At 52.8% G+C, this 21657-nt stretch carries 19 protein-coding genes, 1 tRNA gene and 2 pseudogenes; 15 read left to right on the top strand and 7 right to left on the bottom strand.

Annotated elements, in window-relative coordinates; genetic code table 11:
- The first annotated feature begins 271 nt into the window (after nucleotides 1–271).
- The gene (locus tag DU506_RS01995; protein ID WP_114485286.1) at nucleotides 272–1663 is read left to right on the top strand and encodes an FAD-binding oxidoreductase; all 1392 of its coding nucleotides are present in this window, start codon (nucleotides 272–274) and stop codon (nucleotides 1661–1663) included.
- Nucleotides 1664–1745: 82 nt separating this feature from the next.
- On the opposite strand, the gene DU506_RS01990 is transcribed toward DU506_RS01995, so the two are convergent.
- Together DU506_RS01990 and DU506_RS01985 are read right to left on the bottom strand one after the other, a co-directional pair.
- A complete protein-coding gene (locus tag DU506_RS01990) occupies nucleotides 1746–2681 on the bottom strand; it encodes a LysR family transcriptional regulator (RefSeq protein ID WP_114485428.1) in 936 nt (311 codons plus the stop codon).
- 152 nt (nucleotides 2682–2833) lie between these two features.
- Complete coding sequence (locus DU506_RS01985; protein ID WP_114485285.1) at nucleotides 2834–3829, bottom strand: TRAP transporter substrate-binding protein; 996 nt, start codon at nucleotides 3827–3829, stop codon at nucleotides 2834–2836.
- A 154-nt stretch (nucleotides 3830–3983) separates the two neighbouring features.
- Between DU506_RS01985 and DU506_RS01980 the strand changes: the two genes are divergently transcribed.
- Together DU506_RS01980 and vapB are read left to right on the top strand one after the other, a co-directional pair.
- Nucleotides 3984–4060 (top strand) — tRNA-Arg (locus DU506_RS01980).
- 283 nt (nucleotides 4061–4343) lie between these two features.
- A complete protein-coding gene (gene vapB / locus DU506_RS01975) occupies nucleotides 4344–4571 on the top strand; it encodes a type II toxin-antitoxin system VapB family antitoxin (protein WP_114485284.1) in 228 nt (75 codons plus the stop codon).
- A gap of 203 nt (nucleotides 4572–4774) precedes the next feature.
- Here the strand turns inward: vapB and DU506_RS01970 are convergent, their stop codons facing one another.
- From DU506_RS01970 to DU506_RS01960, 3 genes are all read right to left on the bottom strand, one after another.
- Nucleotides 4775–6331: an SIR2 family protein gene (locus DU506_RS01970; RefSeq protein WP_235825400.1), complete on the bottom strand. Its 1557-nt coding sequence runs from the start codon at nucleotides 6329–6331 to the stop codon at nucleotides 4775–4777.
- A 99-nt stretch (nucleotides 6332–6430) separates the two neighbouring features.
- The gene (locus DU506_RS01965; protein WP_114485283.1) at nucleotides 6431–7219 is read right to left on the bottom strand and encodes a hypothetical protein; all 789 of its coding nucleotides are present in this window, start codon (nucleotides 7217–7219) and stop codon (nucleotides 6431–6433) included.
- Nucleotides 7220–7310: 91 nt separating this feature from the next.
- On the bottom strand, nucleotides 7311–8771 hold the full coding sequence (locus DU506_RS01960) for a hypothetical protein (RefSeq protein WP_114485282.1): 1461 nt from the start codon (nucleotides 8769–8771) through the stop codon (nucleotides 7311–7313).
- A gap of 275 nt (nucleotides 8772–9046) precedes the next feature.
- On the opposite strand from DU506_RS01960, the pseudogene DU506_RS01955 reads away from it, so the two are divergent.
- From DU506_RS01955 to DU506_RS01920, 8 genes and pseudogenes are all read left to right on the top strand, one after another.
- Nucleotides 9047–9430: pseudogene (locus DU506_RS01955) on the top strand (type I restriction endonuclease); the annotation flags it as partial.
- A gap of 69 nt (nucleotides 9431–9499) precedes the next feature.
- Nucleotides 9500–10591, top strand: coding sequence for an ISAs1 family transposase (locus DU506_RS01950; protein ID WP_114485281.1), 1092 nt, complete (start codon nucleotides 9500–9502; stop codon nucleotides 10589–10591).
- Nucleotides 10592–10598: 7 nt separating this feature from the next.
- Nucleotides 10599–12665, top strand: a pseudogene (gene hsdR, locus DU506_RS01945) (EcoAI/FtnUII family type I restriction enzme subunit R); the annotation flags it as partial.
- A gap of 90 nt (nucleotides 12666–12755) precedes the next feature.
- Nucleotides 12756–14237, top strand: a complete 1482-nt coding sequence (locus DU506_RS01940; RefSeq protein ID WP_114485280.1) for a type I restriction-modification system subunit M — start codon at nucleotides 12756–12758, stop codon at nucleotides 14235–14237.
- Nucleotides 14234–15970, top strand: a complete 1737-nt coding sequence (locus tag DU506_RS01935) for a restriction endonuclease subunit S (protein WP_114485279.1) — start codon at nucleotides 14234–14236, stop codon at nucleotides 15968–15970. Before DU506_RS01940 ends, DU506_RS01935 begins: the two co-directional genes overlap by 4 nt.
- 121 nt (nucleotides 15971–16091) lie before the next feature.
- Entirely contained in the window at nucleotides 16092–16376 is a 285-nt protein-coding gene (locus DU506_RS01930) for a type II toxin-antitoxin system HigB family toxin (RefSeq protein ID WP_114485278.1), read from the top strand.
- A 12-nt stretch (nucleotides 16377–16388) separates the two neighbouring features.
- On the top strand, nucleotides 16389–17588 hold the full coding sequence (locus tag DU506_RS01925; RefSeq protein WP_114485277.1) for an ImmA/IrrE family metallo-endopeptidase: 1200 nt from the start codon (nucleotides 16389–16391) through the stop codon (nucleotides 17586–17588).
- Nucleotides 17589–17883: 295 nt separating this feature from the next.
- On the top strand, nucleotides 17884–18981 hold the full coding sequence (locus DU506_RS01920) for a PDDEXK family nuclease (RefSeq protein WP_114485276.1): 1098 nt from the start codon (nucleotides 17884–17886) through the stop codon (nucleotides 18979–18981).
- Nucleotides 18982–19001: 20 nt separating this feature from the next.
- Here DU506_RS01920 and DU506_RS01915 read toward each other — a convergent pair whose 3' ends face one another.
- Nucleotides 19002–19223, bottom strand: coding sequence for a helix-turn-helix domain-containing protein (locus DU506_RS01915; protein WP_114485275.1), 222 nt, complete (start codon nucleotides 19221–19223; stop codon nucleotides 19002–19004).
- Between the two features lie 21 nt (nucleotides 19224–19244).
- On the bottom strand, nucleotides 19245–19490 hold the full coding sequence (locus DU506_RS01910) for a helix-turn-helix domain-containing protein (RefSeq protein ID WP_114485274.1): 246 nt from the start codon (nucleotides 19488–19490) through the stop codon (nucleotides 19245–19247).
- Between the two features lie 154 nt (nucleotides 19491–19644).
- On the opposite strand from DU506_RS01910, the gene DU506_RS01905 reads away from it, so the two are divergent.
- The 4 genes from DU506_RS01905 to DU506_RS01890 are packed head-to-tail and all read left to right on the top strand — an operon-like array spanning nucleotide 19645 to nucleotide 21643.
- The gene (locus DU506_RS01905; protein WP_114485273.1) at nucleotides 19645–19881 is read left to right on the top strand and encodes a hypothetical protein; all 237 of its coding nucleotides are present in this window, start codon (nucleotides 19645–19647) and stop codon (nucleotides 19879–19881) included.
- Nucleotides 19874–21037, top strand: coding sequence for an Arm DNA-binding domain-containing protein (locus tag DU506_RS01900; protein ID WP_114485272.1), 1164 nt, complete (start codon nucleotides 19874–19876; stop codon nucleotides 21035–21037). Before DU506_RS01905 ends, DU506_RS01900 begins: the two co-directional genes overlap by 8 nt.
- Nucleotides 21038–21047: 10 nt before the next feature.
- Complete coding sequence (locus DU506_RS01895; protein ID WP_114485271.1) at nucleotides 21048–21368, top strand: hypothetical protein; 321 nt, start codon at nucleotides 21048–21050, stop codon at nucleotides 21366–21368.
- Nucleotides 21359–21643, top strand: coding sequence for a hypothetical protein (locus tag DU506_RS01890; protein WP_114485270.1), 285 nt, complete (start codon nucleotides 21359–21361; stop codon nucleotides 21641–21643). The genes DU506_RS01895 and DU506_RS01890 overlap by 10 nt, the downstream gene beginning before the upstream one ends.
- The last annotated feature ends 14 nt before the right edge of the window (nucleotides 21644–21657 follow it).

The raw sequence follows: 21657 nt of genomic DNA, 5'->3' as shown, positions 1-21657 counted from the left end.
TTCTTGGGGCTTCATCTATATCACATCGAACTTGCGGCACAAATTACTTATTTTTATTCCGCTATTCGTGGCGTTTATCCAAAAAATCTTTATAGATCTTGGGCTTGAGCGTGATGACGGTTAGCGCTAGCCTGCAAGTGTTTACCATTGATGGCATGCCCCTGGTGGAAGTTGTAAACGGCTGGCGAAATTGCCGGGCCTTTCTACCAAACCTTTCTACCAATGGCGTAGCCCGCTAAAGCGAAAGCTATGACAGGAACAGGAACAAGAAATGGACAAGTTACTGAACGACCTGGTGGCGATAGTCGGCCCCGAGGGGATGCTGCTGGGTAACGATGTCTCGCAGCGCAGCGTAGACTGGTTTACCGGTGCGCCTTGTCGCGCCAAGGCGATTGTCAGGCCGCGCACCACCGAACAGCTGAGCAAGGTAATGGCCTTGTGCTATCAGGCGGATCAGCCGGTGGTGACCCATGGCGGCATGACCGGCGTTGTGCATGGCGGAGAGGCGAGCCCTGACGAGCTGGTGGTCTCTCTGGAGTTGATGAACCGGATAGAAGAGATCGACTCCGTGGGTTTCACCATTCAGGTTCAGGCCGGGGTGACGCTTCAGCATGTGCAGGAAGCCGCAGGCGAGATCGACATGCAGTTTCCGCTCGACCTCGGGGCCAGGGGTTCCTGCACCATTGGCGGCAACATTGCCACCAACGCCGGGGGCATCAGGGTCATACGCTACGGCATGATGCGCGAGCAAGTCCTGGGGCTGGAAGCCGTGCTCAGCGACGGCACCGTGGTCAGCTCGTTGAACAAAATGCTGAAGAACAATGCCGGCTACGACCTGAAGCAGCTGTTTATCGGCAGCGAAGGTACCTTGGGCATCGTCACGCGGGCCGTACTGCGGCTACAGCCCTACATGCCCAGCGAGCAGACCGCCTTGGTCGCGGTGCCCTCCTTCGATGCCTTGACCCGGCTGTTGGGCTTTGTCTCCCGTGAGCTTGCCAATAGCCTCAGCGCCTTCGAGGCGTTATGGAACAACCACTACAGGCTGATGACCACCGAGAGCGGCAAGCATACCCCCTTGCTGGCGGATGACTCGCCTTTCTACGCCATCATCGAAACCTTGGGCCTGGACGAGGAACGCGATGCCGAGGACTTTTCGCTGATACTGGAGAAAGCGCTGGAAGCCGGTTTGATCACCGATGCGGTACTGGCCAGTTCCCGTGCCCAGCGCCAGGTCATCTGGGCGATAAGAGAAGACATCGAAGTCCTGGTGAAAGAGCTGAAGCCGATGTTTTCCTACGACGTCAGTTTGCCGATTCCGCATATGCAAGCGTACGCCGAGCAATTGGAACAGAATCTAAAGGCGCAGTGGCCCCAAGCGGCAAAGATAGTGGTATTCGGCCATCTCGGCGATGGCAACCTGCACATCATGATAACGGTGAGAGACGAGAGTCCTGAAAGCCGTCGCCAGGTCGAGCAACTGGTCTACCACCCTTTGAAAGCGTATGGCGGCTCCATTTCCGCGGAACACGGCATCGGCCTCGAAAAACGCGATTACCTGAGTATTACCCGCTCCAGCGAGGAAATCGCCCTGATGAAACGCATGAAAACCGCCCTCGACCCCAAGGGCCTGCTGAATCCCGGCAAGGTGGTGGCGCTGGATTGAGCTTGGGCAAGCTTGAACTTGAAAAGCTTGAACTTGAGAAACAGCCAATCGGTTCCAGCAGCAAACACGATCAGGGCGCGGGTTATATCAGCTCCCTGATTAGTTTTCTCAGCCAGCGTATGCCAGGGTCGTGATCCTTCCGTTCATCCCAGCAGAGGCATACCTTGAACGTCGGCACATCCAGGGGAAGGGCATAGAACTTCAAGGCGTTGTTGCGACAGATGGCATCGGCCGCGCTGCGGGTTACCACACACAGCAGGTTCGTCGAGACCAATATCTCCTGAAGCGGATTGATATATGGGGTCTTGGCCACGATCTTGCGCTCCAGCCCCAGCTTTTTTAACCTTTCATTGATCAATGACGGGCTGTCCTCGCGATGAGACAGGGCGATTTGCGGGGTGTTGAGGAATGTCTCCAGAGTGATATGGCTTTTATGCCCATGCCGCGTGGCATCGCCGACACAGCCGATCTCATCGTCGAAAAGATACTCATGGTGCGAGGTGAGCGGCAGGGTTTCGAGCTGCACCATGGCCAGGTCAATATCGTGTTGCTGCAGGACCTGCTGAGCCCCCTCGGCACTTGCGATGCGCGTCGATAGCATGTTGAAACACAAGCCCGGTGCGTGCGTCAGGCAGTGCTGAATGAGCTTGGGTTGTAGCTGCTGACTGACATAATCCACCAGGCTGACGCGAAACTCCCTTTTCGATGTGGTGGGCGAGAACTCGCTGTTGCTGTGAATCGCTTGGTCGAAATAGAACAGACCTTTCCCCACGGCGATATCCATCTGCCGGGCGAACGGGGTCGGCTGCATGCCATCCACGCTCTTGATGAATAACGGATCACCCAGTAACAAGCGGAGCTTTTTCAGGGAGTGGCTGACGGCGGGCTGGCTCAGGCAGAGCGATTCCGCGGTAAGCGTCAAACTCCGCTTCCGGTAGAGCGTATGAAAAACCAATAATAAATTGAGATTTATCTTATTGAGTCTTGATGTCAGTTTTGTATTGGTTGTTTCATCCATCAAGCGTTTCTCTTGTTTGGAACGGCTGTTCAAGCATCGTTGTAATGTCGCCTGAACAGCCGCCGGCCACAACAGAAAATCCATCGCTTGGGCCCACCTTGGCGGAAAGCCCGTTACGAGAGCTCGTTACGAGACTCAGTTACGAGAGCCTGTCAGTGAAGTGTGGCCTGGATACGTTCCAGATAGTCCCCGAACTGCTCGCCGTACTTGTCGTACACCGGCGCAACGGCTTCCTGGAAGGCCTGGATATCCGGCGATTCGTTGATCTGCATACCCGCCTCGCGCAGCTCGGCCAGTTGCTCGGATTCCATCTCGGCGTTTACCTGGCGCTCATGCTCGGCGGCTTCCTGGGCGGCCTGGGCCAATACGTCCTGAGCCGCTTCCGGCAGCTGGTTCCAGACAGGCATGCCCATCACGAAGATCGCCGGGGCATAGGTGTGCCGCGAGAGGGTCATGTAGTCCTGGGTTTCGTAGAGATTGAACGAATGAATCACATTGACCGGGTTTTCCTGGCCATCGATGGTGCCTTGCTGCATGGCGGTCAAGGCTTCGGTCCACGCCATGGGGATGGCATTGGCGCCCAGTTCGCGGAAGGTATCCACATACACTGGGTTTTCCATGACGCGAATGCGCAGGCCGTCCAGGTCTTGCGGCGTATTCACCGGGCGTTCGCTGTTGGTCAGGTTGCGAAAGCCGCGTTCGGCATAGGCCAGGCCTTTCAGGTTGACCTCAGCCAGCTTGTCGAGCAGCTCCTGGCCGATCTCGCCATCTAGCACGTCGTAAGCGGCTTCCGGCGAGGGAAACAGGAACGGCAGCTCGAACACCGCCATCTCTTCGACGAAATTGGCCACCGGGCCGTTGGTGATCACGCCCATATCCACGGTGCCGATCTGCATGCCTTCCAGCAGGGTGCGTTCGTCACCCAGCGAAGCATTGGGATAAAGCTCGATGCTCACCGCGCCTTCGGTACGCTCTTCCACCAGCTCCTGAAACTTGACGGCGGCAATATGAAAGCCATCCTGCTCGTTGACCACGTGCGCCAGGCGCAGCGTGACCGGGTCCATATCGGTAAATTCGGAAGCAAAAGCCGTACCGGCCAACGCGAGGGAAACCCCGAGTGCCAGCGTATTCAAAGCAAATTTTTTCATTGTGATTTTTCCTTGGGGAATAAGGCGATAACGCCTTGAAAGAATGCACCAAGGGAGCGAGAACGGTCAAACCGCTTTCCCGCGCCGGACTCGCCTCATGGCTGGACACATTGCCCGCGTACGGTTACGATACGCTCGCGTTGAAAAACGCAATGCGCCCGTAGCTCAGTTGGATAGAGTATCGGCCTCCGAAGCCGAGGGTCGCAGGTTCGAATCCTGCCGGGCGCGCCAAGAATATCAAGGGCTTACGTTAACGCGTAAGCCCTTATTTTTTGCCTGTGACCACCCTGTGACCAAATCGTGACCACAACCTCTTAATCACCTTCCTGATACGCCTATTCGGTTATGACCTTTGGCTTTTATTAGGCACAAGCTTGGCCACACACTTTATTGGCGTATACCCCTCATCAAAATTAAACCTTGGTTTTCTTTACGTCATGGCGCTGAATTATACTCACCACAATAATTGACCATAATTCCGTTCCTCTCCCACGTGACAAGGAGACTCTGGCCAATGCGAACCGTACCTATCTACCGAATCGGCAAGGACCAAGCTGTTTGCCTGCCCGCTGACATGGCCTATGAAGGCTTGGAGGAATTGGCTATCTCCCGGGACGGGGACGTGATCACCCTGTGCCCTGTTCGCCCATCCTGGGCATCCTTCCTCGATCTGCCGAAGGCTGACGATGATTTTCTGAAAGAACGCCCCGGGGTCATTGGTAGCGAAAATAGGGAAAAATAGAACCCCGGGAAGGACAATCCTGAGCGAACTACAGGAACCAGGCGCGTAGGGAAGAAAACATCCGTTTTATATGCCTGCCGGTAACGGCCAAGAGCAGTCTTTTAGTTACAACTGATATAATACCCGCCTTCAGCCGACCGAGTGAAGCGGATGACTGAAGAAAAGTAGCGGAAAGTGGATCGGCTGCAAAGCATTTTTATACGTCACCAGCCCCATTTTAATCGATCGTAAAGGGCAGCCAACTTCTTGAAACTACTAGCATAGTTAGATACGCCGTAATCAAATTTCGCCTCATTTTCAAGTAGAAACTTATGAAGTAGATCAAGATCGATTTTATCAGCGACCAGAAATGGAATGTAGGCGGCGGCGTTTTCCGGAGTACATGCCGCAAGTATTTCACTCATTGACATGTGTCGATATGTCCTGAAGAACGGCTTTCTGTAGGATTCCATACGAAATGACTTCAGCTCTCTCATCACTACTTTATCTAGCTTGTAAGCGGATGCTTGATACTGCTCAAGGTTATCAATACCGAGCTTTCTCAAATAGTAAAATACGGGCACATTTTGCGAACCCTTACAGGCTCTAGGCGCAACATGTGTTAATACTTGCTCACTATCATAATCTTGATTCTCATGCAGCAGGTCACCTAACAGTTCTGACACTCCTATCGACGCATAACCAACCGAAGAAGGGCCTGCTTGTTCTTGGTGCGCCACACCGACACCAACAAGAAATTCCACATCTTCTTTGGATTCAATTTCATCTATATCAACTACGCATATTTTTTCTTCTGGCTCGGATGATTGAACTAACTCGTAAAGCTGCTCTTTACAATAACGAAGCACCCTAGCTGGGATTTTTCTTTTTGTAGATTCTATAGCCCGGTAGACGGGCAGGTAATCGTTGGTTTTCACCAAAACGAGCGGGATCTGAATGCCATCGATTGTAAGATACGTATCTGAGATATTTGGTTCTTCACCATCCGCAAGCCTTTGTATGAAGATTAAGTTGCGACGTAATTTCTCAATATTTTCTCTTCCGATACAAGAGGATATAGCTTTTAGGAGGCTGCTAATATTTTCATCTGAGATTGAATAGCCTATAAACACCACGGGATGTTCGACAAAAACAGTTATTAACTTTGCAGCTAAATAGGTGTTTTTTTCATTAAATTTTTCATAGTCGGTGTCAGTAAGAACTAATGAGTCAGGCATGGTAGAACAACCATGTATTTTATATATTTCTCCGATTTCTTGAGGGTTCTGAAATAGCAGTTCTTTCTGTCCAATGTAGGTCTTATATTCAGGGAAGAGCTGTTCAACGAACATATCCCAGTTCGTGGTTATTACACCATCAACGTTCAATTTTGCTAGAAGTGCGACCTCTTCAGGGTATTCAGATTCCTTTGCTTTGGATTGATCTAATGTAGTTAGGTAGTTGGATACTTCTATTCTAAGGGCAGATGTCTCATCTTCTATTTTTGATTTATAGCGTTCTACGTTGGACGAATATTCATCAGCCGACCACCAATATTCATTGAAATCTTTTGCTAATAGCGACGCGACTTTAGGATAGTCACCGTTGGCTGAAGATAGGTAATACTCAAAAGGTCTTCCAGCAACGCAAAATTTGGAAAGTAGACCTCTCCAATTTTCTAAACCAAGGTATCTTCGAGAGAACCCTGATCCCAAAAAAAGGAATGGCCCGGCGGCGGACTCACGAAAAATTCCTACAAGATTCTCTTCCATCTCTATCATTTATGCCGGTTCCCGTGGCTAATTAATTGTGACGTATAACGCCGCGCTCTGCGGCAAATTTGGAGCACAACGGAAAAATTGTCCATCAGCAGTGCTTTGTTAGGCATTTTTTCGGGACTCCTGCAAAAGATCTTTGAGCATAAAATGCTCTACTCTAGTTACAAGGATGCATCCACTTGATGAAGGCCAGCCCCACACAATGCCAGTAACTTCAGCCATACTTGGATCCCAAGTTTTGTTCTCAGAAAAGCAAGCAACTCGCTTTGTATCCCAAACTAGGGATCCACTGAAGCCATGTGGATTTGGCAAATGAGACGTTCCATCAACGCTTCGGGCAAGGTCGGGCGGATAAAATAGAGAAAAATGGTAGTTCTGATCGCCTTCTTGGACAGATTCAGGAAATGGAGACTCTTGTGTTAGGTATGGAGTACCCCTAGTAATCAGGTGATCAAAGCTAAATACTGATCGTTCGCCGCTGTATCCAGCAAAAAACAATAGCTCATGGGTGGCAGGGCTATGTTGCTTTGCAAATCGTTCTAGCGGTATTGCTTTAGAGCCTGCTCCATACTGATCCCATATGCCCGAGTCGATTTTGCTAATAGCAATATCAATTGGGTGAGGCCTACAGCAAAACGGATTCGTCAGCCTAATGATGTTTTCATTTTCTATGAACTGACACCCTAGGGATGCCTCTTTGACCTTTCTTGCAACATGCTCATTCGTGACTAAGTACTTTTCTTCTTCTGCCTCAAAATACGACCCACTACCGTAGTGTCTTCCACGCTCAGGTGATTCTTGATATGAAATAGGCGATAAGTATGGTTTCACATGCTCAATCATGGCATTCACGGTATCACTAAAAATTCCTTGCCACTCATCTTCGGTCATTCTATCGATATCCTTATTGCCTAACGCCGCTATCTGAAGAAATTTAGGAGCGCCAGCGAGTAAATTTTCCGTAGCAGCGCCTTGTTATATTTCATTTCCCTTTTGCTCTCGAAATCACACCCATCATTGAATGAGAAAACTGTCCAAACTCGGCCTTCTGGTCGAGCTTATCGGAAACATATTTTCCAGTAGCTGCGGCCGCACCTACTGGAAGTAACGCACCTAAGAATGGTGCTAAAACAGGAAACATTGTTACGCCTAATGTGCCAGCAGCGATTAAAGCCGTGTATTTATGTTTTGCTTGATATTTATCATTAAATAATGAAACCTGCTTCTCATGTTTTGATATTGCCCTTTCAATATGAGAGCATACTTCGGCAGCAACATACCCTAAATCTTCGAGCTTGGTATTAGGTAAACTGTTAACTAAATCTCTTAACTCTCTCCTAAACTCAACATTCTCATCTGTCTTTCTCAAAGCCACGAGTTGCGAGTCTTTAATATTAGCTAAATAATCAAGTCTTTTAGACGTAAGAGACTGTAGAATTGCTGCGGTAGATTGATCAAATGCCGCAACGTCACCAGCAGATACATTCTTCATACTTGCGATAAGCTGGTAATAATGCGCCTGTGCATTAACACAGAGAAATGGATGGCTTTTGAGTTCATCGGAATTTTCCAGTAAATGGTAGTTTGGCATAATACGTTCAAAGATCGCGTTAGTTACAACACTAACATCACCTTTCGAAAACAGCTCATCACACCAATCTTCTGACCTCCATTGCCTCATTTCAGCCTTGTAATTTTCTAACTCTACTTTTAGAGGCTCCCCAGGCTCAGATCCGGGTGAGACAAAAAGCTTTGCTCCTTCAATTTTTTCAAAGTACAGGTCAGGGTATTTTCCAGCAAACTCCAAAATATCATGAGGGTGCGCTATACCTGAGTCTACATAATGTGAAAATACATCGGTGATAAGCTGAATGCCATTTTCTTGCGTTTGCAGATCATGTTCTTCAAGTGACTTCTCAAAACTTGGAAATACAAAAAATGGTGGGAGATCAAATTCACCCCCTTTGAGGTCACACAAATGCAATATAAAAAATGCCATCTGAAGAGGGATAACATGATTGAACTTTTCTTCGTCTCGTTTTTTCTCCAGCCATGGCATTACAGGGTCTGGAATTAAAACCGTATCGGAATATAGAAGTGATTTGCGCGTAGCATTTAACTGTGTTTCTAAGAAACGACTGCTTCCACCCAGATTCAATTTACATGCGTCTAATTTCTTAGCTGCGCCAAACGCTTTTCCACCTTCTTCCGAATATAGTTTCTTAAGTTCTGTTTCGAGAGTTGAAAATGCCACCATCGCACTTTCAGCTCTTCTAGGGTTCTCTTTTAAAGTACTAGCCATTCCTTGGATAGATTCCGAAAACCTATCCAGTAGTGAAAAGTCACGTGGCAGACACCCTGTCACGCTGAGGAAAAACTCGGTCAATATCTCAAAGTATCTATCTTGATAAATAATTAAGTCGTGTAATTCCTGCTGACTCACTTAAGTGCTCCTATTGAAATACAACATAGATTATCATGCCACCTAAGTAACACGGCAGAACCAGCATGCCGCTTCTGCCGTGATGTCCGCTTAGGGTCGTTAGCTGCCCCAAGCTCAGCACCCAAGCCTCGCGCCGTTACTTCCTCGCCATTACTTTACTGCATTTATTGCTCAGTTGAACCACTGAGGCCAGCCTACCACAGGATGATTAAGTCGACTGAGTGCCGTAAGCTGGGGTGGCCAACGCCCAACCCGCCAGACGAGCAGGATCTGCCATGGATAAGAAGGCCCTCAGCGAAAGGGATATTTGCACCAAGTTCATCACTCCCGCTCTGGAGCAGGCCGGGTGGGATATTCAAGCCCAGGTTCGTGAAGAGGTTTCCTTCACGGCTGGGCGGATCATCGTGCGGGGGCGCTTGCATACGCGGGGTAAAAAGCGGCGAGCCGATTACCTGCTCAGCTACCAGAAGAACCACCCCATCGCGGTGATCGAGGCCAAAGACAACAAGCACAGCCTCGGCGACGGTATGCAGCAGGCGTTGGCCTATAGCGATGCGCTGGACGTTCCCTTTGTGTTTTCGAGCAACGGCGACGGCTTCCTGTTTCATGACCGCACCGGCTTGAATGGGCAGACGGAAACGCCCAGGGCTATCGCAGATGGATTGGACATATTGCTTCGTGATCAATCACCCTGAGGGCATCATCATTTGCTTCATCAGAGAGATATCATGCCTATCGAGACGTCATGCTTTGATAACCTTCCTGATCCCAGAGGCAGCAATGCCCGTTATCCATTAAACGACGTCCTGTTCATTGCCCTGTGCGCCGTCATCAGCGGCGCCGAGGACTGTTCCGATATGGCGCTGTTCGCACGTTCGAAAGCTGATTTTCTCGGTCGATTTCTCTCACTGCCGCATGGAACGCCAAGTCACGATACGTTCAGCCGCGTCTTTCGGTATCTGGATCCAAAGGCCTTTCATGAGCAGTTTTTGACATTCATGTCAGATTTTGCAGCGCAGCTGAAAGGCGTCGTCGCCGTGGATGGTAAGTCCCTTAGACGCGCTTATGACCATGTGGATGGACAATCACCGCTACATCTTGTCAATGTCTGGGCAGTGGAGCAACGCCTGGTATTGGGACAGCTTCTGGTCGATGAGAAATCCAACGAGATCCAGGCCGTCCCCGACATACTCGAGTGGTTGTCGTTAACGGATGTGACGATCACTGCCGATGCGATGCATTGCCAACGTTCGCTCTCCAGGCAGATCACAGAGGCTAACGGCCAGTACGTATTGGCCGTCAAAGGAAACCAGAAGACGCTTTTCGATGACATCCGTTTCATGATGGAGCATGAGGCGGATACAACCGTTGTTACGGATAGCGGCCACGGGCGCATCGAAACGCGTTCGGCCACCGTCGTGTCAGACCTGAACTGGCTGCAGGAAGGCCATCAGTGGCCCGGCCTGGGAGCGGTTGGGCGCATTACGCGGCGTCGAGAACTGGCCAATAAAACAACAGAAGAAACCGCGTATTACTTGCTGAGTGACGCCATGTCACCGGCGCGAATGATCGATGTGACTCGCCAGCATTGGGCCATTGAAAATAGTCTGCACTGGGTGCTGGATGTCACGTTCAAGGAAGATGAAAACCGCACGCGTCGCGGTCATGGCGCTGAAAATCTGGCTCTCTTGCGCAAACTTGCACTTAACGCCACCGAACGAGAGCCCTCGAAAGGCTCCAAGAAGGGGAAACGCAAGAAAGCCGGTTGGGATGACGACTATCTACTCGCTATCATTCAGCAGTTCGCTCAACTGCGATAGCCCTGCGGAAACGCCCCTAGCGTTGGACGAGTTCCCTTCCCCTGAAATACTCTGGGAGCGCTACTGCCAGTACAAGGGGCTAGGCTCCGCCGAGCGCCCGGCGGTAGAGCAGCCCTATTTTGATGACGGCAGCGGCCGCAGCCCGCGCTACTATCAACGCGTCGCTATCAACCGCGCCGTGGAAGCCGTGGCTCGCGGCCAAGACCGCATCCTACTGGTGATGGCTACCGGCACGGGCAAGACCTACACCGCTTTTCAGATCATCTGGCGGCTGTGGAAGTCGAAGCAGAAGAAGCGAATCCTGTTTCTGGCGGACCGCAACATCCTGGTCGACCAGACCAAGAACAACGACTTCAAACCCTTCGGCCAGGCGATGACCAAGGTCACCCACCGCACGGTGGACAAGTCCTACGAGGTCTATCTCTCGCTCTATCAGGCCGTCACCGGCAGCGAGGAAGAGCAGAACATCTACAAGCAGTTCTCGCCCGACTTCTTCGACCTCATCGTCATCGATGAATGTCATCGCGGAAGCGCGGCGGTAGACTCCGCTTGGCGTTCGATCCTGGCGTATTTCTCTTCGGCCACCCATATCGGCTTGACCGCCACGCCCAAGGAAACCAAGGAAGTCTCCAACATCGATTACTTCGGTGCGCCGGTCTACAGCTACTCGCTCAAGCAGGGTATCGAGGATGGCTTTCTCGCCCCCTACAAGGTGGTGCGGGTGGATATCGACCGCGATCTCCAGGGTTGGCGGCCCAGTAAAGGCCAGCGCGACAAGCTCGGGCAGGAGATCGAAGATCGCATCTATAACCAGAAGGATTTTGACAAACAGTTGGTGCTGGTAAAGCGCACCCAGCTGGTGGCGCGCAAGATTACCGAATTGCTGGAGAGCACCGATCCGTTCCAGAAGACCATCGTCTTCTGCGAGGACATCGACCACGCCGAGCGTATGCGTCAGGCGCTGATCAACCTCAACCCCAAGCGAGTGGCCGAGAACCGCAAGTACGTGATGCGCATTACCGGCGACGAGGCCGAGGGCAAGGCGGAGCTCGACAACTTCATCAACCCCGAGGTGCGCTACCCGGTCATCGCCACCACCAGCAAGTTGATGACGACCGGCGTCGACGCCCAGACCTGCAAGCTGATCGTGCTCGACCAGCGCATTCAGTCGATGACCGAGTTCAAGCAGATCATCGGTCGCGGTACCCGCATCAATGACGACTACCACAAGCACTGGTTCACCATCCTCGACTTCAAGAAGGCCACCGAGCTGTTCGCTGACCCTGACTTCGACGGCGACCCGGTAAAGGTCTACCAACCGCAGGGCGGCGATACCCCCATCGCGCCGGACGACGAATTGGAAGAGGATTCCCTGGAACCCGGCACCAGTGCCGAGGGTGTCGCCGAGGAGCATGGTGATTACGAGGTGGAGGAGGGTGCCACCTGGGAGACCGACGATACCGGCTCACTGGGGCCGGAGCAGAGACCCGAGCCACGGCGCAAGTACGTGGTCGATGACGTGGAGGTCAGGGTGGTGGCCGAGCGGGTGCAGTATCTGGATGCCAACGGTGACTTGATCACGGAGAGCCTGCGCGACTACACCCGCAAGAAGGTGCAGGAGCAGTACGCCTCCCTGGACGATTTCCTGCGCCGCTGGCAGGATACCGAGCGCAAGCAGGCGATCCTTGAAGAGCTGGAGGAAAGCGGTATCTTCTGGGAAGATCTGATCAAGGACCTGGGCGACACGCTTGGCGACGAGCCCGATCCGTTTGATGTGATTTGTCATATCGCCTTCGACCGCCCGCCGCTGACCCGCCGTGAGCGTGCCGACCAGGTCAAGAAGCGCGACATCTTCAATCGTTACGAAGGTCAGGCCCGCCAGGTGCTGGATTCCCTGGTCGACAAGTATGCCGATGCCGGTATCACGCCCATCGAAGATACCAACGTGCTCACCATGGCGCCTTTCAACGAAATCGGCACGGTTCTGGAACTCTTCGAGGCGTTTGGCGGCAAGCCGAAATATCAAAAGGCCTTGCACGAACTGGAAGACGCGCTCTACCACATGCCTGCATGACAAGATGGCTAGCCTAATTTTCAGCCGCCCGGCGCGATTCATTTACGCCGGGCGGTCATGTTTGCTTTTATTGATGGAAAACGACTTACCATGGCAATCAGCAGCACGATCAAGTCCATTCAAGACATCATGCGCAAAGACGTTGGGGTCGACGGCGACGCCCAGCGTATCGGTCAGCTCGTCTGGATGCTGTTCCTGAAGATTTTTGATGACCGGGAAAAAGAGTGGGCAGCCCTTGATGACGATTACCGCTCGCCGATTCCCGAGCCGCTGCGCTGGCGAAACTGGGCCGCCGATCCCGAGGGCATGACGGGCAACGAGCTCAAGGACTTTATCGACACCATGCTGTTCCCGGGCCTGCAGCAGCTCCAAGCGCGTGGCGATGACTACCGAGGGGTGGTGATCCGCAACGTCTTCGAGGATGCCTACAACTACATGAAGTCCGGCCAGCTGATGCGCCAGGTCATCAACAAGTTGCAGGACGGCGTGAACTTCAACAAGGCCAGCGAGCGCCACGAACTCGGCGACATGTACGAGCAGATCCTCAAGGACCTGCAGAGCGCCGGCAACGCCGGCGAGTTCTACACCCCGCGAGCGGTCACTCAATTCATGGTCGACCGGGTCGACCCCAGGCTTGAAGAAAGCGTGATGGACCCGGCCTGCGGCACCGGTGGTTTTCTCACCTGCACCATCGAACACAAACGCAAGCATTACGTGCAGACCCCGCAGGACGAGCGGATTCTGCAGCGCACTATTCACGGCGTGGAAAAGAAACCGCTGCCCCATCTGCTGGCCACCACCAACCTGATCCTGCACGGCATCGAGATACCCGACCAGATCAAGCACGACAATACCCTGGCACGCCCGCTGATCAGTTGGGGTCCCAAGGAACGGGTGGACGTCATCGTCGCCAACCCGCCGTTCGGCGGCATGGAAGAAGACGGCATCGAGACCAACTTCCCCAGCGCCTTCCGCACCCGCGAAACCGCCGACCTGTTCATGACGCTGTTCATCCACCTGCTGAAAGACGGCGGGCGAGCAGCAGTGGTACTGCCGGACGGCTTTCTGTTCGGCGAGGGCATGAAGACCCGCCTCAAGGAAAAGCTGCTCACCGAGTGCAACCTGCACACCATCGTTCGGCTACCCAACGGCGTGTTCAACCCCTACACCGGCATCAAGACCAACCTGCTGTTCTTTACCAAAGGGCAGCCCACCGAAGCTGTGTGGTACTACGAACACCCCTACCCGGAAGGCGTGAAGAACTACAGCAAGACCCGCCCGATGAAGGTCGAGGAGTTCCAGACCGAGATCGACTGGTGGGGCAGCGAGAGCGACGGCTTCGCCAGTCGCGAGGAAACCGAGCAGGCCTGGAAGGTCGGCATCAAGGAGATCAAAGCCCGTAACTACAACCTGGACATCAAGAACCCTTGGCAGGGCGAGCAGATCAACCACGACCCGGACGAGCTGCTGGCCAAATACGCAAAGCAGCAAGCCGAAATCCAGGCACTGCGCAACCAGCTGAAAACCATCCTTGGCGATGCGCTCACCCGCGACGTGGAAGGCCAGACATGAGTGGGCAGGAGAGATTAACGGCGATCGCCACGGATGGCGGAAGTGTCGATGTGGCAGGAGCAGTCATCGATCACCTCGACCTCTGGACCAGCGCCGTTACCACCAAATCAACGGCGGGCAGAGGGCGAAACGGCAAGATCGAGCTGACCGGGATTAAGAAGCTTCGGGAGTTGATTATGGAGCTTGCTGTGCGCGGTAAGCTGGTCGATCAGGACCCCAGCGATGAGTCCGCAAGCGTGTTGCTGGAGCGTATCGCTGAGGAGAAGGCCCGGTTGGTCAAGGAAGGGAAGATCAAGAAGTTGCTGGAGGTTACGGAGGAAGATATACCTTACACGGCACCAAAAAGTTGGAAGTGGATCAAATTTGACAATTTATATCCCAGTTTTCAAAACGGAGCATCAAGCCGAGGTGACGCTGATGGTGAAGAAATCACCGTAATTCGACTTGCCGACATAAGCAATCTTGAGATATCCCTAGAAGACACGCGCCTTTTACCCATAAGTCGAAAGTCTATAAAAAAATACAGTATCGTCAAAAATGACATACTAATCATCCGAGTCAACGGTAGCGAAGACTTGGTGGGTCAGCTAATCCCTGTCAGAACTAGCCTCGAAGCGATATATTGCGATCACTTTATTAGAGTAAGAACTCCTGAAAACCTAGTGGCAGCAGAGTACCTTTGTATCCTGAGTGCCTCATCTGTCTTTCGCTCCAGAATAAAAGAACTATTTATCAGTACAGCTGGACAAAAAACAGTCAATCAAAAACATATCAGCTCTCTTCCAACTCCTCTGCCTCCACTTGCTGAACAATACCGAATTGTCGATAAAGTCGACGAGCTATTGGCCCTCTGTGACCGGCTGGAACAGCACGTCGGCGACCAGCTAGAGGCCCACGAAACCCTTGTGGATACCCTGCTCGGCACTCTCACCCAATCCGAAAACGCTACCGAACTGGCCGAGAACTGGACCCGCCTCGCCGCCCATTTCGATACCCTGTTCACCACCGAGCTGAGCATCGACAAGCTCAAGCAGACCATTCTTCAACTGGCAGTGATGGGGCGATTGGTGGAGCAGGACCCCAACGATGAACCAGTGACATGTCTTCTTCAACGATATGGCATCAAAAGCAAACCGCATTCTCTGCAAGGGTGGGCTGAAGTTGCTTTGGGTAGCGTGGGGAAAATTCTTGGTGGGTCTACTCCTACCAAGTCCAAAGCTGAATTTTGGGATGGAAGCATTCCTTGGGTATCACCAAAAGACATGAAGCTTCCCCTAATCCAAGACTCTCAAATCAGAATTACAGAACAGGCTTTGAAACAGACGACCCTGAAAGTAGTACCTGAAAACAGCCTTATAATGGTTGTTCGAGGTATGATTTTGGCTCACTCTTTCCCAGTAGCGATCACCGGTCGTGAGGTTACGATCAACCAGGACATGAAGGCACTGGTCCCCCCGAAAGAAATCAGCACGTATCTGCTTCTGTATATGCAGGCAGGTAAGTCCAAAGTAGTCGAGCTTGTGGACCGCTCAAGTCATGGCACATGCAAACTGATCTCAGAGAAGCTTTGGTCGCACGCTATTCACTTGCCGCCGATGGAAGAACAAGCCCGCATCGTCCAAAAAGTCGATGAACTGATGGCCATATGCGCCCACCTCAAGGAACGTCTGAACCAGGCCAGCGAAACCCGCTGCCAGTTGGCCGAAGCCGTCACTGATGGGGCACTGCACTAATGGTGGAAAACATGACTTGGGTGCGTTTATGGCTGACAGGCTTGGCTGCTATAACCATTCGTTATTTTCCCATTTTGGGAATATACAGTAGAATTCCCAAAAAAAGGAACCTCCTCACTCCATGAAGGTCTTAGGACGAGACAAACTCACCGACTTCATGCGCAAGCATGCTCCCGCCAAGAAGGCGCTGGAGGCATGGTACGCCGAGGCCGAGCAATATGAGTGGAAGACTCCGCAGGACATCAAAAACCTCTATTCCAGTGCGGACTTTCTCGACGGCAATCGGGTGATCTTCAACATTAAGGGCAACCACTTCCGGCTCGTGGTCAAGGTTCGCTATCAGAACGGCATCGTTGTGGTGGAGTGGGTCGGGACACACGCTGAATATAGCAAGAAGAAATTCTAAGGGAATGGCATCATGGATCATCTGAAAATCATCAAAACTCCGGAAGAGCATGAGGTTGCTCTGGCGCGCCTTATGGAGCTGATGGATGCTGACCCGCAGGAAGGTTCCCGGGAGGCCGATGAACTCGAAGTTCTGGCCATGCTGATCGATCAGTATGAGCAGCGGGAGTTCCCCATTGACCGCCCAGATCCGGTGGAGGCAATTCGCTTTCGCATGGATCAACAGGGCCTGAAGAATAAAGACCTTATCCCCTATATCGGTTCGGCCCCAAAGGTCAGCGAAGTGTTGAATGGCACCCGGCGGCTCAGCCTCAATATGATCCGCCGGTTGAACGCGGGGCTTGGCATACCCGCCGACATACTGATCCAGGAACCGATACAGGAGACGGCCAGCGAGAAAGACATCGACTGGCAGGCATTCCCCTTGGCAGTAATGCAAAAACGAGGTTATTTCGAGGGTTTCGAAGGCTCCCTGCAGGAATTGAAGGAATACGCTGCTGAGTGGGTGACCCGCTTGTTCAGTGGCGTACGGGGTGGCTTTGAGCTGGAGCCCGCAATGCTTCGGACCACCTCGCATCTTCGCACCAATGACAAGGTCAGTGACCATTACGCCCTGTGGGCATGGCAGGCGCGAGTTCTCCAGTGCGCGGCGGAGCAGCGACTCCCTAATACGTATCAAAGCGGTACGGTTAATCTGGAATGGATGCGCAATCTCGCCCAGCTATCCTGGTCTGAGAAAGGCCCGGAACTGGCGCGGGAGTACTTGGAAAAATCCGGCATCCATCTCGTCATTGAACCGCACTTGCCGAAAACTTACCTTGACGGCGCGGCCTGTGCAGGCACACGTGGCAGCCCGGTCATTGCTTTAACACTTCGCCATAACAGGCTCGACAATTTCTGGTTTACCCTGATGCACGAGCTTGCTCATGTCGCCTTGCACCTAGATGGAAATGAGGCTTGGTTTATCGATAACTTGGAAGCCGAATCGGGGGATGACAAAGAACAGCAAGCCGACGCCCTGGCGCAGAAAGCATTGCTGCCTGAAGGCATTGATTACCGATCCATTACTCGCGCATCGTTTGTCCGGCAGCTGGCGAATGATCTGAGCATTGCCCCAGCGATTATTGCCGGCCGGGTTAGATATGAAACAGGCAATCACCGGCTGTTTGGGAGCGCGTTCAGAGAGAAAGTAGCTGCAGAGATCGACGGTTAGCGAGCAAGGGCAGATGGCGCCCTCCAAGAGTGCAGAGCCGTAACTCCCCCCATATTTACACCCAAGGGCTGGTAAATGATCTGTGCGGAACTACAGTGCCCCCCGGATCATTTTCAATGACTTTTCGGTGACTTCTTGTGCAAGCTCACAGAGCCTTTGTCGTGGAGGTAGGCATAAGAACCCCCGCGTAGGTTCCTGTCGGGACCAAGAGGCAGGGGTCGTGTTACACAGCACGATAGGGCACTGCCCTGGAAACGACAAGAGTTATAGTTACCGCGGGCGATAAGGAGCCACCATGGCCATCGAACAAGGAATCTGGAAGCTCGCGAGCTCCTCCGGCGAGCTGCCCGAGAAATTGCGCCATGCGGGACTTGCCGACGAAGGGCTGCTGGAAGAGCAGATCATGCAGGATGTTTCGATTCTCAACCGGGACTGGTTGCTGATCGGCCGTCAGGTGCGCACCGCCTTCGACAAGCTGATCGACTTGATGGCCATCGACGCCAATGGCACGGTGATCATCATCGAGCTGAAGCGTGACAAGACCCCACGCGACGTGGTGGCCCAGGCCATCGATTACGCCTCTTGGGTAGTCACCTTGGTCGACTACCAGCTGATCGATATCTATCAGCAGTTCGCCGAACGCTATCATCGCCCACACGCTACCCTGGAAGAGGCTTTCGAGGCCAAGTTCGGTATCTCGCTGGACGCTGCTCCTCTTAACGAAAGCCACCAGTTGGTGGTGGTCGCCACCCGGCTCGATGCCAGTAGCGAGCGCATCATCAATTACCTCAACGAACATGCCCAGTTGTCGATCAATGCCATGTTCTTCGCCGCCTTCGAGGATGGCGGAAACCGTTATCTCAGCCGTGCCTGGATGATTGATCCAGACGAGCCGGCTCAGCCCACTTCCCGGAAGGCAAAGAAGGAACCCTGGAACGGTGAGTTCTACGCTTCTTTTGGCGACGACCGCCCGTGGGAGCTGGCACGCCAGTACGGTTTTATTGCCGGTGGTGGTGCGACCTGGTACTCCAAGACCCTTGCCATGCTCTCGGAGGGCGACCGAGTTTGGGTCAATATCCCCAAGACAGGCTATGTGGGTGTCGGTGAGGTCATCGGAGAGCGCTGGCGTGCTGATACCTATCGGTTTGAGACGGCGCTGGGCAGCAAGACCCTGCTTGAACTTGCCTCGCAATCGACATACCCGCACCTTTACCGCAACGATGACGACGAACAAGCCGAGTACCTGGTGCCAGTGCGCTGGCTACATACCGTCAGCCGTGAGGAAGCCTTCAGCGAAGTAGGCCTGTTCGGCAACCAGAACACCGTATGCAAACCCACCACGCCCAAATGGTCACATACCGTCAGTCGCCTCAAGCAGGTCTGGCAGATTTAGTGTCAAGGGTTGCTTAACCCTCACAATGATTTATTGGTGCCATTAGGCTGATACTCAAAGATATCTCCCACTTGGCAGTCAAAATATCGACACAATTCCTCGACTACCTCAAGTTCTACGCGGCTCGCCGTCTCGTGATATAGCCGCGTGATGGTTCCCCGGTTGATGCCGGTATCACGGGCCACATCGACGATTTTCAGCTTTCTCTCTCCCATGATTCGGGATAGATGACATTTGAGCATGAACCTTCCCAGGACGTTAGCTTAATCGGATGATTGTGGCGCATCGGGCATGGGGACATATTCGATGACATCTTCGACCTTGCAGCCAAAATATTCACAGAGCCGGTCTACATTTTCCGTACCGGTGTTATAGCCGCGCTGATTAGCGATCTTCGACAGTGTCGTGCGGTGGATGCCAGTCGCCTGTGACACTTCATCAAGGGTAACCCGCCGATTTTCTTGAAACCCTTTCTCAGCAAGTAGCTCTTTTAAACGAAATCGAATCATGGAGGTTGCCTTTTTCAATTGGCCGCATCCTATCAAATATTTTGGGTTCTCGCATCTTATGTTGAGCAAACGCTACAAAAGCTGCTTGACATCCTCTTTTAAGGTCTTATTATGTAGCGTGTAGTCTACATAAATCCACTTTAGGATTCATAAGATGTCTATGCACTACTTAACAACAGCTGAGTTAGCCGAGCGTATCAAGTACGACGCACGGACCATTCGTGAACGTTTGAAGGACAACGTGTTGCTGGAAGGCATCCACTACATCCGCCCGTTTGGCGGCCGCAAGATTCTGTACCTGTGGGAGCCTATCGAGCGCGATATGCAGCTGCACTCCAAAGAGGAGAGCATCGGCGTACCGATGGCTGGGGGAGGTGTGTGCCATGGGTAAAGTTGCCGCACGCAAAGAAACCGACAAGCTGTACTTTGATTTTCGTTACTTGGGCAAGCGCTGCCGTGAACAAACCGCGCTGGACGACACACCCGCTAATCGTAAAAAGCTGCAACGGATTCTGGAGAAGATCGAAGCAGAGATCACGCTGGGCTCGTTTGATTACGGGCGCTACTTTCCGGAGAGCCCACGGGTACAGACTTTGAGCAAGCGGGCGTTGACGGCTGCAGGCGGCTATCGGGCAACGCCTCTACTCATCCAGTTTTCAGAAACGTGGTTCGCAGAGAAGGAAATCGAATGGCGTGAGTCGCAAATTGTAACGGTGCAGGGGTGTTTGGATTGCCACATCTTGCCGGCATTAGGCAAGAAAGAGGTCGGCAGCATCACCCGTGCAGAGATTCTTGAGTTCCGGGCTTCCCTCGCCAAAGTGAATACCCGAAGCGGCAAGAAACTCTCTGCTAGCCGTATCAACCACATCATGACGCCATTGCGCATGATGCTGAATGAAGCCGCCGACCGCTACGAGTTTAGCTCACCCTACCGGGGGATTAAATCACTCAAAGTGCCGCGCACCGATGTGGAACCGTTCACGTTGGAGGAAGTGCAACTCATTATCGACAGTGTGCGGCCTGATTTTCACAACTACTACAGCGTGCGGTTTTTCACTGGCATGCGTACGGGTGAAATCGATGGCCTGACTTGGGAGCACGTGGATTTCTCTCGGCGTCAAATTTTGGTGTACCAGTCGCTGGTTAACGGGAAATTGGTGCCTACCAAAACAGACGGCTCCTTCCGCAGTATCGACATGGCCAAGCCGGTCTACGAAGCCTTGAAAGCCCAGCGAGAAGTGACGGGAAAGAGCGGCTACGTATTCACCACAGGTAAAGGAACCTCTCTTTCTCACCATAACGTCACCAAACGCGTGTGGTACCCGCTGCTTGAAGAGCTTGATCTGCGTAAGCGCCGGCCTTATCAGACGCGCCACACCGCCGCCACGTTATGGCTGGCGGCAGGTGAGAACCCCGAGTGGATCGCACGGCAAATGGGACATACCACCACGGAAATGCTCTTTCGTGTCTATTCGCGCTATGTCCCGAATCTCACCCGCCAAGACGGCTCCGCCTTTGAAAAAATGCTAGAAGCTCAGCGCGCCTAAGGAGAACCCAGTGAAAACACTCGATAATCTGATAATGACCCCCGAGCAGGCACGCGAATCTGTGAGGCTGACATTTGAACGCCAGGCTCGGTGCCGTGTTGAGCGTCGTTTGGCGGAGTCACTCGCAGCGGCTACCAACTTAGCCAATGGCACGGCACTGGTAATGTGGTTAGGCAATGGAGATGAAGCAAATAACCTTGAAGCCTTGGTGACATGGGTGGGGATGATGCTGAAGCAATTAGGCCTGATGGCTAACCGGCGTGCGATTCCGCTTTTGCTGGCCGAATTAGAACGCACCTTGTGGGCGTGGGAGGATCAGGCATGGCAGTAAAACAACAACCATCTGCCCAAAAGGCCGGCCTTCAGTTCGAAGTAGAGCTGTACGTCGCCGGTGTCGAAGGCCCCGAATGGCTAATGCAGCACCAAGTCTGGTCGCTCTACCTGATCGGCCCGAAGGGCAATCTCCGTGTCTTCTTGACCGACCGCAATGTGGCTGAAGCGGGGATTCCGAAAATGGGCCAGCGTCTTCAGGTAACGGTACGCTGGGCCAACTTCGTCAGTCAGAAACTCTGCTTCATCAAAGCCTATGAGGTGCTGAGCGGCTAGTTCAGTGGGACTAC

The organism is Vreelandella rituensis, assembly GCF_003336665.1.
GTDB classification, from domain to species: Bacteria; Pseudomonadota; Gammaproteobacteria; order Pseudomonadales; family Halomonadaceae; genus Vreelandella; species Vreelandella rituensis.
Note: the sequence above shows the minus strand (reverse complement) of the source record. Positions and strands in the feature narration are given on the sequence as shown.

Coding starts and splice junctions, on each gene's coding strand:
- DU506_RS01995 (WP_114485286.1), top strand. CDS start 272: ATGGACAAGTTACTGAACGACCTGGTGGCGATAGTCGGCCCCGAGGGG.
- DU506_RS01990 (WP_114485428.1), bottom strand. CDS start 2,681: ATGGATGAAACAACCAATACAAAACTGACATCAAGACTCAATAAGATA.
- DU506_RS01985 (WP_114485285.1), bottom strand. CDS start 3,829: ATGAAAAAATTTGCTTTGAATACGCTGGCACTCGGGGTTTCCCTCGCG.
- vapB (WP_114485284.1), top strand. CDS start 4,344: ATGCGAACCGTACCTATCTACCGAATCGGCAAGGACCAAGCTGTTTGC.
- DU506_RS01970 (WP_235825400.1), bottom strand. CDS start 6,331: ATGATAGAGATGGAAGAGAATCTTGTAGGAATTTTTCGTGAGTCCGCC.
- DU506_RS01965 (WP_114485283.1), bottom strand. CDS start 7,219: ATGACCGAAGATGAGTGGCAAGGAATTTTTAGTGATACCGTGAATGCC.
- DU506_RS01950 (WP_114485281.1), top strand. CDS start 9,500: ATGCCTATCGAGACGTCATGCTTTGATAACCTTCCTGATCCCAGAGGC.
- DU506_RS01940 (WP_114485280.1), top strand. CDS start 12,756: ATGGCAATCAGCAGCACGATCAAGTCCATTCAAGACATCATGCGCAAA.
- DU506_RS01935 (WP_114485279.1), top strand. CDS start 14,234: ATGAGTGGGCAGGAGAGATTAACGGCGATCGCCACGGATGGCGGAAGT.
- DU506_RS01930 (WP_114485278.1), top strand. CDS start 16,092: ATGAAGGTCTTAGGACGAGACAAACTCACCGACTTCATGCGCAAGCAT.
- DU506_RS01925 (WP_114485277.1), top strand. CDS start 16,389: ATGGATCATCTGAAAATCATCAAAACTCCGGAAGAGCATGAGGTTGCT.
- DU506_RS01920 (WP_114485276.1), top strand. CDS start 17,884: ATGGCCATCGAACAAGGAATCTGGAAGCTCGCGAGCTCCTCCGGCGAG.
- DU506_RS01915 (WP_114485275.1), bottom strand. CDS start 19,223: ATGCTCAAATGTCATCTATCCCGAATCATGGGAGAGAGAAAGCTGAAA.
- DU506_RS01910 (WP_114485274.1), bottom strand. CDS start 19,490: ATGATTCGATTTCGTTTAAAAGAGCTACTTGCTGAGAAAGGGTTTCAA.
- DU506_RS01905 (WP_114485273.1), top strand. CDS start 19,645: ATGTCTATGCACTACTTAACAACAGCTGAGTTAGCCGAGCGTATCAAG.
- DU506_RS01900 (WP_114485272.1), top strand. CDS start 19,874: ATGGGTAAAGTTGCCGCACGCAAAGAAACCGACAAGCTGTACTTTGAT.
- DU506_RS01890 (WP_114485270.1), top strand. CDS start 21,359: ATGGCAGTAAAACAACAACCATCTGCCCAAAAGGCCGGCCTTCAGTTC.